The following is a 14,365-nucleotide window of genomic DNA, read 5'->3' on the forward strand; positions in this document are numbered from 1 at the left end:
ACCTAAAATGATCAATGTGTCAGACCAGCATGCCCCCCGGTCTCTGATCGTCACGCTCTACGGCGCCTACGGTCGCTTCGCGCCGGGCCCCGTGCCCGTCGCCGAGCTGATCCGTCTGCTCGCCGCGGTCGGCGTCGACGCGCCCTCCGTGCGCTCGTCGGTGTCGCGGCTGAAACGGCGCGGGCTGCTGCTGCCGGCCCGCACCGCCGAGGGCGCCGCCGGCTACGAACTGTCCGCCGAGGCCCGGCAGTTGCTCGACGACGGCGACCGGCGCATCTACGCCACCGCGCCGCCGGAGGAGGAGAGCTGGGTACTGGCGGTGTTCTCGGTGCCGGAGTCGGAGCGGCAGAAGCGGCACGTGCTGCGCTCCCGGCTGGCCGGCCTCGGCTTCGGCACGGCGGCCCCCGGGGTGTGGATCGCCCCTGCCCGGCTGTACGAGGAGACCCGGCACACCCTCCAGCGCCTCGGCCTCGCCCCGTACGTCGACTTCTTCCGCGGCGCGCACCTCGGCTTCGTCCCGACCGTGCAGGCCGTGGCCCGCTGGTGGGACCTGGCGGCGATCGCCAAGGAGCACGAGGCGTTCCTCGACCGGCACGCGCGCGTGCTGCGCGCCTGGGAGCAGCGCACGGACACCCCGCCGGAGGAGGCGTACCGGGACTATCTGCTGGCCCTGGACTCCTGGCGCCACCTGCCCTACACCGACCCCGGGCTGCCCGCCCGACTGCTGCCCGCCGACTGGCCCGGGGCGCGCTCGGCCGCCGTCTTCCGGGGCCTGCACGAGCGGCTGCGGGACGCGGGGGCGGTGTTCGCGGGGATCACCCAGACGGAGTGACTCGCGTCACATCAGCCGCCCACCGCATGATGCCGAACGCCCACTCCCGGCTGCACTCCCCCCAGGAGCTGCACATCGGCCGCCTGGAGGTCGGCTTCGGCAGCCCCGTGTCCCCGTACGCCGGCAGTGCGCCTTCCTCGACGTCGAGTACGAGCCCGGGATGATCGACCACGGCAGGAACGGCGGCGGTACGGACGTGCCGCGGGGACTCGGCGACTGGATGCGTGATGCCGCGTCAACTATGCAGTTCCAGCCTCGGCTTGGGGCCGTCCGTGCGGCCCGTGCGAGGGGGTCGGCTGCCCGCACGGTACGGCGCCGGCCATACGGCGCCCTCGCCGTCGTAGCCCTGCTCGGCCGCCGCGTGCAACGTCCAGTGCGGGTCGTACAGATGGGGCCGGGCCAGCGCGCACAGGTCCGTACGCCCGGCCAGGATCAGCGAGTTGACGTCGTCCCAGGAGGAGATCGCGCCGACCGCGATCACCGGGAGGCCGGTCGCGTGGCGGATGCGGTCCGCGAAGGGGGTCTGGTACGACCGCCCGAACTCAGGGTGTTCGTCGGCCACCACCTGCCCGGTGGACACGTCGATCGCGTCGGCGCCGTGCGCGGCGAAGGCGCGGGCGATCTCGACGGCGTCCTCGGCCGTCGTACCGCCCTCGGCCCAGTCGGTGGCGGAGATCCGTACCGTCATCGGCCGGTCCTGCGGCCACACCGACCGTACGGCGTCGAAGACTTCGAGGGGGAAGCGCAGCCGTCGCTCCGGCGAGCCGCCGTACGCGTCGGTGCGGTGGTTGGTCAGGGGGGACAGGAAGCCGGACAGCAGGTAGCCGTGCGCGCAGTGCAGTTCGAGCAGGTCGAACCCGGCGCGGGCGGCGCGGGCGGCGGCGGTCGCGAACTGCTCGCGAATGTCGGTGAGTTGGGCCCGAGACAGTTCGCGCGGGATCTGGCTGCCCGGCTTGTACGGCAGCGGAGAGGCCGCCACCAGGGGCCAGTTGCCGTCGGGCAGCGGGGCGTCCATGCCCTCCCACATCAGCCTGGTGGAGCCCTTGCGCCCGCTGTGTCCGAGCTGCACGCCGATCGCGGTGCCGGGTGCCCTGCCGTGCACGAAGTCGGTGATCCGGCACCACGCCTCGGCCTGGCGGCCGGTGTAGAGGCCGGTGCAGCCGGGGGTGATCCGGCCCTCCTCGCTGACGCACACCATCTCGGTCATCACCAGCCCGGCCCCGCCGAGCGCGCGGGCGCCCAGGTGGACGAGGTGGAAGTCGCCGGGGACGCCGTCGGCCGCCGAGTACATGTCCATGGGGGAGACGACCACCCGGTTGCGCAGGGTCAGGCCGCGCAGCCGGAACGGGGTGAACATCGGGGGCGTGCCGGGCGGACAGCCGAACTCCCGCTCCACGGCGGACGTGAAGCGCGCGTCGCGCAGGCGCAGGTTGTCGTGGGTGACGCGGCGGCTGCGGGTGAGCAGGTTGAAGGCGAACCGGCGGGGCGGCTGGTCGAGGTACAGCGCCAGGTCCTCGAACCACTCCAGGCTGGCCCGCGCGGCACGCTGGGTGGAGGCGACGACCGGCTTGCGCTCCGCCTCGTAGGCCGCCAGGGCGCTGTCCAGGGACGGCTGTTCCCCCAGGCACGCGGCCAGTGCGAGGGCGTCCTCCACGGCCAGCTTGGTGCCGGAGCCGATGGAGAAGTGGGCGGTGTGGGCGGCGTCGCCGAGGAGGACGACATTGCCGTGCGACCAGCGGTCGTTGACCACCGTGCGGAAGGTGGTCCAGGCCGACTTGTTGGACCTCAGCGGGCGCCCGCCGAGCGCGTCCGCGAAGATCTTGGCGCAGCGTTCCGTCGACTCGCGTTCGTCCATCGCGTCGAAGCCGGCCGCGCGCCATACCTCTTCGCGCATCTCGATGATCACGGTGGAGGCATCGCGGGAAAAGGGGTAGCCGTGCAACTGCATCGCGCCGTGCTCGGTCTCCGCGATCTCGAAGCGGAAGGCGTCGAAGGCGAAGTCCGCGGCGAGCCAGATGTAGCGGCAGCGGTGTGCCGTGACGCTGGGGCGGAACGCGCTGGTGTATGCCTCGCGGGTGGCGCTGTGCACACCGTCGGCGGCGATGACCAGGTCGTACGTCTCCGCCAGCCAGGCCGGGTAGGGGGCCTCCGTGCGGAAGCGGAGGTCCACGCCGAGGGTGCGGCAGCGGTCGTGGAGGATCTGCAGGAGGCGTTTGCGACCGAGGGCGGCGAAGCCGTGGCCGCCGGAGCGCTGGGTTCTGCCCCGGTGGACGATGTCGATGTCGTCCCAGCGGACGAAGTGCTGTTGGAGAGCCGTGTGGACGTCCGGGTCGGCGTGTTCGATGCCGCCGAGGGTTTCGTCGGAGAGGACCACTCCGAAGCCGAAGGTGTCGTCGGGGGCGTTGCGTTCCCAGACGGTGATGTCGCGGGACGGGTCGAGGCGTTTGAGGAGGGCGGCGGCGTAGAGGCCGCCGGGGCCGCCGCCGACGATCGCCACCCGCAGCCCTGAGCTCGGCACGGTCACCGTCCTTGCCATTTCGGGGGGCGTTTCTCGGTGAACGCGGCGTGGAACTCCGCGTAGTCCTCGCCGTTCATCAGCAGGGCCTGGGTCGCGGCGTCCAGTTCGACCGACGCGGCGAGCGGCATGTCCAGTTCCGCCGTGAGCAGGGCCTTCGTCTGGGCGTACGCCAGTGCCGGGCCCTCGGCCAGGCGGCGGGCCAGTGACCGGGCCGCCTCGTCGGCGCCGCCGTCGGCGACCAGCTCGCTGATCAGGCCGATGCGCTCGGCCTCCGGTGCCCGGACCGGCTCTCCCAGCATCAGCAGCCGCGTCGCATGGCCGAGGCCCACGACCCTGGGCAGCAGGTATGCCGCCCCCATGTCCCCGCCCGACAGGCCCACCTTCGTGAACAGAAAGGCGAAGCGGGCCGTGGGGTCGGCGACACGGAAGTCGGCGGCCAGGGCGAGGACGGCTCCGGCGCCGGCGGCCACGCCGTGGACGGCGGCGATCACCGGGAAGGGGCATTCGCGGACCGCGCGCACGACGTGGCCGGTCATCCGGTTGAAGTCGAGGATGTGGGCGGTGTCCATGGACAGCGTGGCGCCGATGATCTCGTCGACGTCGCCGCCGGAGCAGAAGCCGCGGCCCTCGCCGGCCAGGACGAGGGCGCGCACGGAGCGCTCCCGGGACAGCTCGGCGAGCAGGTCGCGCAGGTCGGCGTAGGCGCCGAAGGTGAGGGCGTTGAGTCGGTCGGGTCGGGCGAGGGTGACGGTGGCGACGCCGTCGGCGCGCTCGACGCGCAGGTGTTCCCAGTCGGCGGTGCGGACGGCTGATCCGGTGAAGGGACTCACCCTTCGAAGTTATCACTGAAATGTGACCGTCGTCATGAGTGCGACATAGACGTCACCATGGAGGTGTCGCGGACCGGGGCGTGACGGTGTCACCGCTCGTCCACAAGGCGGTAACAGCGGGATCAGCGGAAGGGAACCCGCCGTTGGCCCGGGAAAGGGACCTGCATGAACGGACTCGCTGTGTACGAACGCCCCTCCTCCTCAGCCTCCTGGCGCATCGCGCTGCCGCACTCCCCGGCGGCGGTGCCCGTGGCGCGCGCACTGGTCCGTACGGCGCTGGCGGAGCGGGAGCACGGGGCGGACAGCGACACGGCGGAGCTGCTCACCGCCGAGCTGGTGGCGAACGCCGTGGAGCACGCTTCGGGTCGCGGGCCGATAGAGCTGGTGGTGGAGTTGCTGCCGACCGGCTGCCGGGTCGAGGTGCACGACCCGGATCCGGCGCCGCCGGGCGATCTGACCCGTGCGGCGGACGGCGAGCCCGACCCGTGGCAGGAGCACGGGCGCGGCCTGCTGCTGATCCGCGCCCTCAGCTCGTCCTGCGGACACCGCCCCACCGAGACCGGCAAGGCGGTGTGGTTCAGGCTTGCGAGGCGGTCGGCATAGGGCCTGATCAGGCCAGGGTGGCCACCAGGACGGCCTTGATGGTGTGCATGCGGTTCTCGGCCTCGTCGAAGACGACCGAGTGGGCGGACTCGAACACCTCGTCGGTCACCTCCAGGGAGTCCAGGCCATGGCTCTCGTGGATCTCACGGCCGACCTTGGTGCCGAGGTCGTGGAACGCGGGCAGGCAGTGCAGGAACTTCACGTCCGGGTTGCCGGTGGCGCGCAGCACGTCCATGGTCACGGCGTACGGGGAGAGCGCGGCGATCCGCTCGTCCCAGACCTCCTTGGGCTCCCCCATGGAGACCCACACATCGGTGGCGACGAAGTCGGCGCCGGCGACACCCTCCTCGACGGTCTCGGTGAGCGTGATGCGCGCCCCGCTGCCCTCGGCCAGCTCGCGGGCGCGGTCGACGACCTCCTGGGCCGGCCAGTAGGACTTCGGGGCGACGATCCGTACGTCCATGCCCAGCAGGGCGCCGGTGATCAGATAGGAGTTGCCCATGTTGAAGCGGGCGTCGCCGAGGTAGGCGAAGGCGGTCCCGGTCAGCGGCTTGGCGCAGTGCTCGGTCATGGTGAGCACGTCGGCGAGCATCTGGGTGGGGTGCCAGTCGTCGGTGAGGCCGTTGTAGACGGGGACGCCGGCGTACGCGGCCAGTTCCTCCACCTTGTACTGGCTGTCCCCGCGGTACTCGATCCCGTCGTACATCCGCCCGAGGACGCGCGCGGTGTCCTTCACGGACTCCTTGTGGCCGATCTGCGACCCGGCGGGGTCGAGGTACGTCGTCGAGGCGCCCTGGTCGGCGGCCGCGACCTCGAACGCGCAGCGGGTGCGCGTCGAGGTCTTCTCGAAGATCAGCGCGATGTTCTTTCCCCGCAGGTACCGCGTCTCGGTCCCGGCCTTCTTGGCCGCCTTCAGCTCCGCGGCCAGCTCGACCAGCCCGCGGAACTCCTCCGCGGTGAAGTCCAGCTCCTTCAGGAAGTGGCGGCCGACGAGGGCGGTGGGGACTGTCGCCATGGGGCGCTCCAGGAATGCGGGGACACTAGCCCTGGAAGTCTATACGAGCATTCGCATTTCTATACGACTCCTACGTGGCTCGTTCACGCCTGTACGACATCCCGCTCGACGGGGCAGCTCATGCACCGCGGGCCACCCCTCCCCCGCCCCAGCTCACTGCCCGGGATCTCGATGACCTCGATGCCCTGCTTGCGCAGATGGGTGTTGGTGGTGGAGTTGCGCTCGTAGGCGACGACGACGCCGGGCTCCACACAGAGCACGTTGCAGCCGTCGTCCCACTGCTCACGCTCGGCGGCGTGCACGTCCTGGGTGGCGGTGAGCACGCGGATCTCGCTGAGGCCGAGGGCGGCGGCGATCGCGCGGTGCATGTGCTCCGGCGGGTGGTCGGTGACCTTGAGCTCCTTGTCGCCGACGCCCGGTTCGATGGTGTACGACCGCAACATGCCGAGGCCCGCGTACTGGGTGAAGGTGTCTCCGTCGACCATGGTCATCACGGTGTCGAGGTGCATCAGGGCGCGCCGCTTGGGCATGTCCAGGGCCACGATGGTCTGCGCGGAACCGGCCGCGAACAGCTTGTGGGCGAGCATCTCGACGGCCTGGGGTGTGGTGCGCTCGCTCATGCCGATGAGGACGGCGCCGTTGCCGATCACCAGGACGTCCCCGCCCTCGATGGTGGAGGGGTAGTCGGCCTGGCCTTCGGACCAGATGTGGAACGGCTCGTCGCGGAAGAGCGGGTGGTGCCGGTAGATCGCCTCGAAGTGGACGGTCTCGCGCTGCCGGGCCGGCCAGCGCATCGCGTTGATGGAGACGCCGTCGTAGATCCAGGCGGAGGTGTCGCGGGTGAAGAGGTGGTTGGGCAGCGGGTCGAGGAGGAAGTCGTCCAGTTCCATGACGTGGAAGCGCACGGAGGTCGGCTCGGGGTGCACCTCCAGGAACTCCCGCTTCGTCATGCCGCCGACGAGGGCCTCGGCCAGCTCGGGGGCGGGCAGGGTCTCGAAGGCGGATCTGAGGTGGTCGGTGGCGAGCACCCCGTACTCCTTCTCGTCGAAGACCCGGTCCAGGACGAGCGCTCTGGCCGCCGGGATCTCCAGGGCCTCGGTGAGCAGATCGCCGAAGAGATGGACGGCGACGCCTCGATCGCGCAGGACGTCCGCGAACCCGTCGTGCTCGGCGCGCGCCCGGCGCACCCAGAGCACGTCGTCGAAGAGCAGGGCGTCCTTGTTGCTGGGGGTGAGCCTCTTGAGCTCTAGATCCGGCCGGTGCAGGATGACGCGGCGCAGCCGCCCGGCCTCGGAGTCGACATGGAGTCCCATGTCTCCATCCTGACCACGCGGGCATGAGTTCACCCCGCTTCCGCGTGTTCTTGTCGCACACACTTCCCCTTTTCGTCCCCTTGACGACAAGCGAGGCGCATGATTATCGTCCTACTGACGAAAATCATGCGAGGGGGAACTCCATGGCCGACATCACCCGCCGTCTGGGCCTGCGCCATCTGCGCGGCGCGCCCACGGCGCACATCCGCCACCACCGCTCGGGCCGGCTGGTCCACGACGGGCCGGGGCTGAGCTTCTGGTTCCGCTCGCTGACCGCCGCCCTCTCCGAGATCCCGGTCGACGACCGCGAACTGGCCATGACCTTCCACGCCCGGACGTCCGACTTCCAGGACGTGGCGGTACAGGCGACGGTCACCTACCGGATCGGCGACCCGGCGCTCGCCGCGGCGCGCCTGGACTTCTCCATCGACCCGGACACCGGGATCTGGCGGGGCGCTCCCCTGGAGCAGCTCGGCACGCTGCTCACGGAGACGGCCCAGCAGCACGCGCTGGACGTCCTCGCCCGTACGCCGCTGTCGTCGGCGCTGGTCGACGGCGTGACGGCGGTACGCGAACGGATCGCGGCGGGCCTGACGGCGGAACCGCGCCTGCCGGCCACCGGCATCGAGGTGGTCGCGGTGCGCGTCGTCGCCCTGCGCCCGGAACCGGAGGTGGAGCGGGCCCTGCGCACCCCCGCCCGGGAGCAGATCCAGCAGGAGGCGGACCGGGCGACGTACGAGCGGCGGGCGGTCGCGGTCGAGCGGGAGCGCACGATCGCCGAGAACGAGCTGGCCAGCAGGATCGAACTCGCCCGCCGCGAGGAACAGCTGGTCGAGCAGCGCGGCACGAACGCCCGCCGCGAGGCCGAGGAGAACGCGGCCGCGGACCGGGTACGGGCGGAGGCGGAGGCGGCCCGCACGGTGAAGCTGGCCGAGGCCGAGGCCGCCAAGCAGGTCCAGCTGGCCGACGCCGAGGCGCGGCGCACCGAGCGGCTCGCGGCCGCCGAGTCCGCCCGCACCGTGCGGCTGGCCCGGGCGGAGGCCGAGGCCGCCCGGGAGGTCGGTGAGGCGCGGGCGCAGGCGCAGGCGGCCTGGCTGCGGGTGCACTCGGACGTGGACGTGGCCACGCTGCACGCGCTCACCGGGACCCGGCTGGCGGAGAACCTGCCGCGCATCGACAGCGTGACCGTCTCGCCGGACGTGCTGACGGGGCTGCTCGCCAGGCTGGGTGCGGCCCGGTGAGCCTGGCGCCCCGGGCCGTGCTGGTCCACCGCACCACGGAGTACGAGGAGTTGGTGGCCCGGCACGGCACCCACGGTCAGGCCGCCTTCTTCCTCGCCTCACGCGGCCGGGACATCGAGGAGGTCGCCGAGCGCCACCGCCGTACCCGGCGGGCCCTGGTCGAGGTGACGGCGGCGATCCCGCTGACATGGCGTCAGTCGCGGGTGGAGCGGCGGGACCTGGACCGCTTCCTGTTCGCGCCGGAGGACGTGGTGCTGGTGGTCGGGCAGGACGGCCTGGTGGCGAATGCCGCCAAGTACCTGTCGGGCCAGCCGGTGATCGGCATCGACACCGACCCCGGCCGCAACCCGGGCGTGCTGGTGCGGCACGCCCCGGCCGACGCGGCCTCGCTGATCCCGGCGGCGCTCACGGCCGGCGTGCCGGTCGAGGAGCTGACCATGGTGGAGGCCGTCGCCGACGACACCCAGCGCCTCGTGGCGCTCAACGAGATCTACCTCGGCGCCGCCGGTCACCAGACCGCCCGCTACCGCCTGGGCCTCGACGACGACGGGGGTGTCGTGGAGGCCCAGGCGTCCTCCGGGGTGCTGGTCGGCACGGGGACCGGTGCCACCGGCTGGCTCCGCTCGGTGTGGCAGGAGCGGCACGCCACCCTGCGGCTGCCCTCCCCCACGGACGACCGCCTGCTGTGGTTCGTCCGCGAGGCATGGCCCTCCCCGGCGACCGGCACCCGCCTGGTCGCCGGGGAGCTCGACGCCCGCGCCCGGCTGCGCCTCACCGTCGAGTCGGAACGGCTGATCGCGTTCGGCGACGGCATGGAGACCGACGCGGTCGAGCTGACCTGGGGCCAGACGGTCCGGGTCGGCGTGTGCGAGCGGCGGCTACGGCTGGTCGGCTGACCGGTTGACCGGCTGAGACCTCACAGCCGCGGGTCCACCGGCTCCGACTCCAGGGCCAGCACCCCGAACACCGCCTCGTGCACCCGCCACAGCGGCTCCCCCTCGGCGAGCCGGTCCAGGGCCTCCAGGCCGAGGGCGTACTCGCGCAGTGCCAGGGAGCGCTTGTGGTTGAGGAAGCGGCCCCGCAGCCGGGCCAGGTTGTCGGGGCGGGTGTACTCCGGGCCGTAGATGATGCGGAGGTACTCGCGGCCCCGGCACTTGATGCCCGGCTGGACCAGCCGGCCCTCCCCGTCGCGGACCAGCGCGCCGACCGGCTTGACGACCATGCCCTCGCCGCCCCGGCCGGTCATCTCCAGCCACCAGTCGACTCCGGCCCGGACGGACTCGGGGTCGCCGGTGTCGACGTAGAGCCGTCGGGTGGTCTGCAGCAGGCCGGTGGGGTCGTGCTCCACCAGGCGGTCCAGCAGGGCGAGTTGCTCGTCGTGCGGGAGGGACGCCAGGCTGCGGCCCTGGACGGCGAGGATCTGGAAGGGGGCCAGCCGGACCCCGTCGAGGCCCTCCGTCGTCCAGCAGTAGCGCCGGTACGCCGCCGTGAACGCGGCCGCGTCCGAGGCCCGTTCGCGCTGGCGGTCCAGCAGCCCCGTCACGTCCACGCCCCGCGCCGCCGCGCTCTCCAGCGCGGCCAGCGCGCCCGGGAACACCGCGCCCGACGCGGCGCCGACGGCCGCGTACTGGGAGCGCAGCAGCCCGGACGCCTTGAGCGACCACGGCATCAGCTCGGCGTCGAGCAGCAGCCAGTCCGTGTCGAACTCGGTCCACAGGCCCGCCTCGGTGATCGCCGTGCGCAGGCGGTCGAGGATCTCCTCCGTCACCTTCTCGTCGTCGAAGAAGGGGCGGCCGGTGCGGGTGTACAGCGACCCGGTCGGGCCGTCGACCCCGAAGCGCCGCCGCGCCGCGTCCGCGTCCCGGCAGACCAGGGCCACCGCCCGCGAGCCCATGTGCTTCTCCTCGCACACCACCCGCTCCACGCCGTCCTGCGCGTACTGCGCGAACGCCTCCGCCGGGTGCTCCAGGTAGCCGTCGATGTGCGAGGTCGCCGTCGGTGCCATGGTCGGCGGGAGGTACGGCAGCAGGCGCGGGTCGATCGCGAAGCGGCTGATGACCTCCAGGGCCGCCGCCGCGTTCTCCTCGCGGATGGTGATCCGGGGCTGGTACCGGGTGTCGACGATCCGCCGCCCGTGCACGTCCGCCAGGTCCAGCGGCCGCCCCTGGTGCCCGCCGGGCGCGTCGGCGGCGAGCGGCTTGGCCGGCTCGTACCACATCCGCTCCGCCGGTACGTCGACCAGCTCGCGCTCCGGCCAGCGCAGCGCGGTCAGCTTGCCGCCGAAGACGGCGCCGGTGTCCAGGCAGATCGTGTTGTTCAGCCAGGTGGCGTCCGGGACCGGGGTGTGGCCGTAGACCACGGCCGCCCGGCCGCGGTAGTCCTCCGCCCACGGGTAGCGCACCGGCAGGCCGAACTCGTCCGTCTCGCCGGTGGTGTCGCCGTACAGCGCGTGCGAGCGGACCCGGCCGGAGGTGCGGCCGTGGTACTTCTCCGGCAGACCGGCGTGGCAGACCACCAGCCGGCCGCCGTCGAGGACGTAGTGGCTGACGAGCCCGTCGAGGAACTCCTTGACCTCCCGCCTGAACTCCTCGCTCTCGCCCTCCATCTGGGCGATGGTCTCGGCGAGGCCGTGGGTGTGCTGCACCTTGCGGCCGCGCAGGTGACGGCCGTACTTGTTCTCGTGGTTGCCGGGCACGCACAGCGCGTTGCCCGACTTCACCATCGCCATCACCCGGCGCAGCACGCCCGGACTGTCCGGGCCGCGGTCGACGAGGTCACCGACGAAGACCGCCGTACGGCCCTCCGGGTGCACCCCGTCCACGTAGCCCAACTTGCCGAGCAGGGCCTCCAGTTCGGCGGAGCAGCCGTGGATGTCGCCGATGATGTCGAAGGGGCCGGTGAGGTGGGTCAGGTCGTTGAAGCGCTTCTCGGTGCGGATGGTGGCGTTCTCCACCTCCGCGACGCCCCGCAGGACGTGCACCTTGCGGAAGCCCTCGCGCTCCAGGTGCCGTATCGAGGAGCGCAGGTCGCGGATGTGGCGGCGGATGACCCGGCGCGGCATGTCGGCGCGGTCGGTGCGGGCCGCGTTGCGCTCGGCGCACACCTCCTCGGGGACGTCCAGCACGATCGCGATGGGCAGGACGTCGTGCTGCCGGGCCAGGTCGATCAGCTGGCGGCGGGCCTCCTTCTGCACGCTGGTCGCGTCGACGACGGTGCGGCGGCCGGCCGCGAGCCGCTTGCCCGCGATGTAGTGCAGGACGTCGAAGGCGTCCCGGGTGGCGCTCTGGTCGTTCTCGTCGTCGGAGACCAGGCCGCGGCAGAAGTCCGAGGAGATCACCTCGGTCGGCTTGAAGTGCCGTCGGGCGAAGGTCGACTTGCCGGAGCCGGAGGCGCCGACGAGGACGACGAGGGAGAGGTCGGTGACGGGCAGCACGCGCCCCTGGGTGTCGGTCGTCCCGGTCATGCCGCCTTCGCCTCCCTCTCGGCCTTGATCACGAACACCGCCATCTGGGTGGGCGGCCCCACCTCCGGGTCGTCCTGGCCGACCGGCCTGAACTCCACGTCGTAGCCGTGCCGTTCGGCCACCGCGGCCGCCCAGGTCCGGAACTCCTCGCGGGTCCACTCGAAGCGGTGGTCGCCGTGCCGGACGTGTCCGGCCGGGAGGGTCTCCCAGCGGACGTTGTACTCCGCGTTCGGGGTGGTCACGAGGACCGTGCGGGGCCGGGCGGAGCCGAACACCGCGTACTCCAGGGCGGGCAGCCGGGGCAGGTCGAGGTGCTCGATGACCTCGCTGAGCACGGCGGCGTCGTAGCCCTTCAGCCGGCGGTCGGTGTACGCCAGCGAACCCTGGAGGAGTTTCACGCGCGACGCCTGGCGCTCGCCCAGGCGGTCCAGCTTCAGCCGGCGGGACGCGATGGTCAGCGCCCGCATCGACACGTCCAGGCCCACGATCTCCGTGAACCTGGTGTCCTTCAGCAGCGCCTGCACCAACTGGCCCTGCCCGCAGCCGAGATCGAGGACCCGGGCGGCGCCCGCGTCGCGCAGCGCGGTGAGGATCGCGTCCCGGCGCTGGACCGCGAGCGGGGTCGGTTTCTCCTCGGCCTCGGCCTCCTCCTCGACGGCGTTGTCGAGGTCCTCGACCTCGCTGTCGTCGCTCTCGGCCAGCCGGACCAGCTCCAGGCGCTCCATCGCCTGTCGGGTCAGCGACCAGCGGCGGGAGAGATAGCGGCTGGTGATCAGCTTCTGCTCGGGGTGGCCGGGCAGCCAGCCCTCGCCGGCCCGCAGCAGCTTGTCGACCTCGTCGGTGGCCACCCAGTAGTGCTTGGCGTCGTCGAGGACCGGGAGGAGGACGTACAGGTGGCGCAGGGCCTCGGCCAGGGTCAGCGCCTCCGACTCCAGCCGCAGCCGGACGTACCGCGAGTCGCCCCACTGCGGGAACTCGCCGTCCAGGGCGACCGGTTCGGCGGTGACCGTCCAGCCGAGCGGCTCGAAGAGACGCCGTACGAGGTCGGGGCCGCCGCGGGCGGGCAGCGCGGGTACCTCGACGCGCAGCGGCAGCGGCTCGGCGGCGCGCTCGGGGCGGGCGGTGCACACGCCCCGCATGGCGCTGGAGAAGACGCTGCTCAGCGCGACGGCGAGGAGGGAGGAGGCCGCGTACGGGCGGTCGTTGACGTACTGGGCGAGGGCCGCGTCCGGTGCGCCGCCGCGACCCTTGCCCTTGCCGCGCCGGACGAGTGCCACCGCGTCCACCTCCAGCAGCAGCGCCGCGGTGCAGCGCTGGTCGTCCGCCTCCGGGTACAGCACATGGGCCGTGCCGTAGGAGGTGGAGAACGCCTGGGCTTTCCCGGGATGCTTGTGCAGCAGGAATCCGAGGTCGGTCGCGGGGCGTTCCGGGGTGCCGGTGGTAGTGATCGTCAGGAACACGGTGGTTGCCTCGATATGGCGTGTGATGGCTGGTGAGCCGGTAAAGGTGCAGGTCGTGACCAGCGTACGGACATCGTCGGCCGGGCACCCGGGATTTTTCAGCGCACTTGTCCGGGCGCGGGTGTCCAGGCGCGGACGGCCAGCTTGCCGGTGGTGCCGAGGTCGATGCGGGGTGTCACGGTCACCGGGTCGGCGCCTGCCTTGGCCCGGACCCTGACGTGGGGGATGTCGACGGGGTCGCCGAACTCGGTGGTGTTGCGCCACATGAGGCCGGAGGTGGCGCTCTCGCCGGGCCGCAGGGTCAGCGGCCGGGGCGGCTCGTCGAAGCCGGTGCCGGTGCTGATGCCGCCGCTGCCGTGCACGATCGCGACACCCTCGATCGGCTGGAGTTCGTCGTCGAGGAGGGTGAGCTCGGGGTAGCCGTTGAGGGAGTAGGCGCTGGTGCCGCAGTTCTCCAGGTGCAGGCCGACCACGCGCAGTCCCATCGCCGCGTCGCCCTCGTCGGCGGTGACGCGGATGCCGGAGGGCGGGCACTCGCCGGCCGCGGCGGGCGCCTCGTCCGCGGGGACCCTGGTCACCCGGGAGACCTTCACCTTGGTCACCGGGGACGCTCCGCGCGGCAGCACGCCGAGCTCCACGGTGCCCCGCTCGGTGGCGCCGGGCTTCACTCCGCGCACGGTGACGCTCTCGTTCGACATGACCTCACCGGCGTCCGTGGTGAAGCTGAAGAGGATCAGATACGTCAGCTCCTCGGTGCCGCTGTTGGTGACCTCGTAGGCGGCAAAGACGCCGGAGTCGGAGTCGGTGGGCAGGCTCTCGGCCTGCACGGAGGCGGTGCGGCGCGGGGTGGGGGTGGGGGACGGGAGGGTGACGGAGGTGATCCGGACGCCGTCCACGGCCGGGTCGGCCACCGGGGCGCCGGTGGCCGAACCGGCCGTGCCCGCGTCGCCGCTGCGGGTGCCGGACTGTTCGGAGCCGCAGGCGGTGACGAGGAGAAGGGCAGCCGCGACGGCCGGGAGGAGGGGGGTGGCTCTGCGCATCCGGTCAGCCCATCAGGGGGCCAGGGCAAGGGCCGTGACGGAAGCCACAC

The 14,365-nt window shown here is 72.4% G+C and carries 12 protein-coding genes; 5 read left to right on the plus strand and 7 right to left on the minus strand.

Annotated features, from left to right (window positions below; translation table 11 throughout):
- Positions 1 to 7: 7 nt before the first annotated feature.
- Together ACH5AC_RS14750 and ACH5AC_RS14755 are read left to right on the plus strand one after the other, a co-directional pair.
- Positions 8 to 832, plus strand: a complete 825-nt coding sequence (locus ACH5AC_RS14750) for a PaaX family transcriptional regulator C-terminal domain-containing protein (RefSeq protein WP_398862128.1) — start codon at positions 8 to 10, stop codon at positions 830 to 832.
- On the plus strand, positions 829 to 996 hold the full coding sequence (locus tag ACH5AC_RS14755) for a hypothetical protein (RefSeq protein WP_398862129.1): 168 nt from the start codon (positions 829 to 831) through the stop codon (positions 994 to 996). The genes ACH5AC_RS14750 and ACH5AC_RS14755 overlap by 4 nt, the downstream gene beginning before the upstream one ends.
- 71 nt (positions 997 to 1,067) lie before the next feature.
- Here the strand turns inward: ACH5AC_RS14755 and ACH5AC_RS14760 are convergent, their stop codons facing one another.
- Positions 1,068 to 3,368 (minus strand): bifunctional salicylyl-CoA 5-hydroxylase/oxidoreductase, encoded by a 2,301-nt coding sequence (locus ACH5AC_RS14760; RefSeq protein ID WP_398862130.1) that lies wholly within the window; start codon positions 3,366 to 3,368, stop codon positions 1,068 to 1,070.
- On the minus strand, positions 3,353 to 4,180 hold the full coding sequence (locus ACH5AC_RS14765) for an enoyl-CoA hydratase family protein (RefSeq protein ID WP_398862131.1): 828 nt from the start codon (positions 4,178 to 4,180) through the stop codon (positions 3,353 to 3,355). Before ACH5AC_RS14765 ends, ACH5AC_RS14760 begins: the two co-directional genes overlap by 16 nt.
- A gap of 165 nt (positions 4,181 to 4,345) precedes the next feature.
- Here ACH5AC_RS14765 and ACH5AC_RS14770 point away from each other — a divergent pair, with 165 nt between their 5' ends.
- The gene (locus ACH5AC_RS14770) at positions 4,346 to 4,783 is read left to right on the plus strand and encodes an ATP-binding protein (RefSeq protein WP_398862132.1); all 438 of its coding nucleotides are present in this window, start codon (positions 4,346 to 4,348) and stop codon (positions 4,781 to 4,783) included.
- Between the two features lie 7 nt (positions 4,784 to 4,790).
- Here ACH5AC_RS14770 and argF read toward each other — a convergent pair whose 3' ends face one another.
- On the minus strand, positions 4,791 to 5,798 hold the full coding sequence (argF, locus tag ACH5AC_RS14775) for an ornithine carbamoyltransferase (protein ID WP_398862133.1): 1,008 nt from the start codon (positions 5,796 to 5,798) through the stop codon (positions 4,791 to 4,793).
- Between the two features lie 83 nt (positions 5,799 to 5,881).
- Positions 5,882 to 7,111, minus strand: a complete 1,230-nt coding sequence (locus ACH5AC_RS14780; protein WP_398862134.1) for an arginine deiminase — start codon at positions 7,109 to 7,111, stop codon at positions 5,882 to 5,884.
- Positions 7,112 to 7,254: 143 nt separating this feature from the next.
- Here ACH5AC_RS14780 and ACH5AC_RS14785 point away from each other — a divergent pair, with 143 nt between their 5' ends.
- Positions 7,255 to 8,352: an SPFH domain-containing protein gene (locus ACH5AC_RS14785; RefSeq protein WP_398862136.1), complete on the plus strand. Its 1,098-nt coding sequence runs from the start codon at positions 7,255 to 7,257 to the stop codon at positions 8,350 to 8,352.
- Entirely contained in the window at positions 8,349 to 9,248 is a 900-nt protein-coding gene (locus tag ACH5AC_RS14790; protein ID WP_398862137.1) for a hypothetical protein, read from the plus strand. Before ACH5AC_RS14785 ends, ACH5AC_RS14790 begins: the two co-directional genes overlap by 4 nt.
- 20 nt (positions 9,249 to 9,268) lie before the next feature.
- Here the strand turns inward: ACH5AC_RS14790 and ACH5AC_RS14795 are convergent, their stop codons facing one another.
- From ACH5AC_RS14795 to ACH5AC_RS14805, 3 genes are all read right to left on the minus strand, one after another.
- A complete protein-coding gene (locus tag ACH5AC_RS14795) occupies positions 9,269 to 11,815 on the minus strand; it encodes a polynucleotide kinase-phosphatase (RefSeq protein WP_398862138.1) in 2,547 nt (848 codons plus the stop codon).
- Positions 11,812 to 13,275, minus strand: a complete 1,464-nt coding sequence (locus tag ACH5AC_RS14800; RefSeq protein ID WP_398862139.1) for a 3' terminal RNA ribose 2'-O-methyltransferase Hen1 — start codon at positions 13,273 to 13,275, stop codon at positions 11,812 to 11,814. The genes ACH5AC_RS14795 and ACH5AC_RS14800 overlap by 4 nt, the downstream gene beginning before the upstream one ends.
- A 98-nt stretch (positions 13,276 to 13,373) precedes the next feature.
- Positions 13,374 to 14,315, minus strand: a complete 942-nt coding sequence (locus ACH5AC_RS14805) for a DUF4232 domain-containing protein (protein WP_398862140.1) — start codon at positions 14,313 to 14,315, stop codon at positions 13,374 to 13,376.
- Positions 14,316 to 14,365: the final 50 nt, after the last annotated feature.

The sequence above is a fragment of the Streptomyces sp. NPDC018693 genome (assembly GCF_044391385.1).
Taxonomy (GTDB): domain Bacteria; phylum Actinomycetota; class Actinomycetes; order Streptomycetales; family Streptomycetaceae; genus Streptomyces.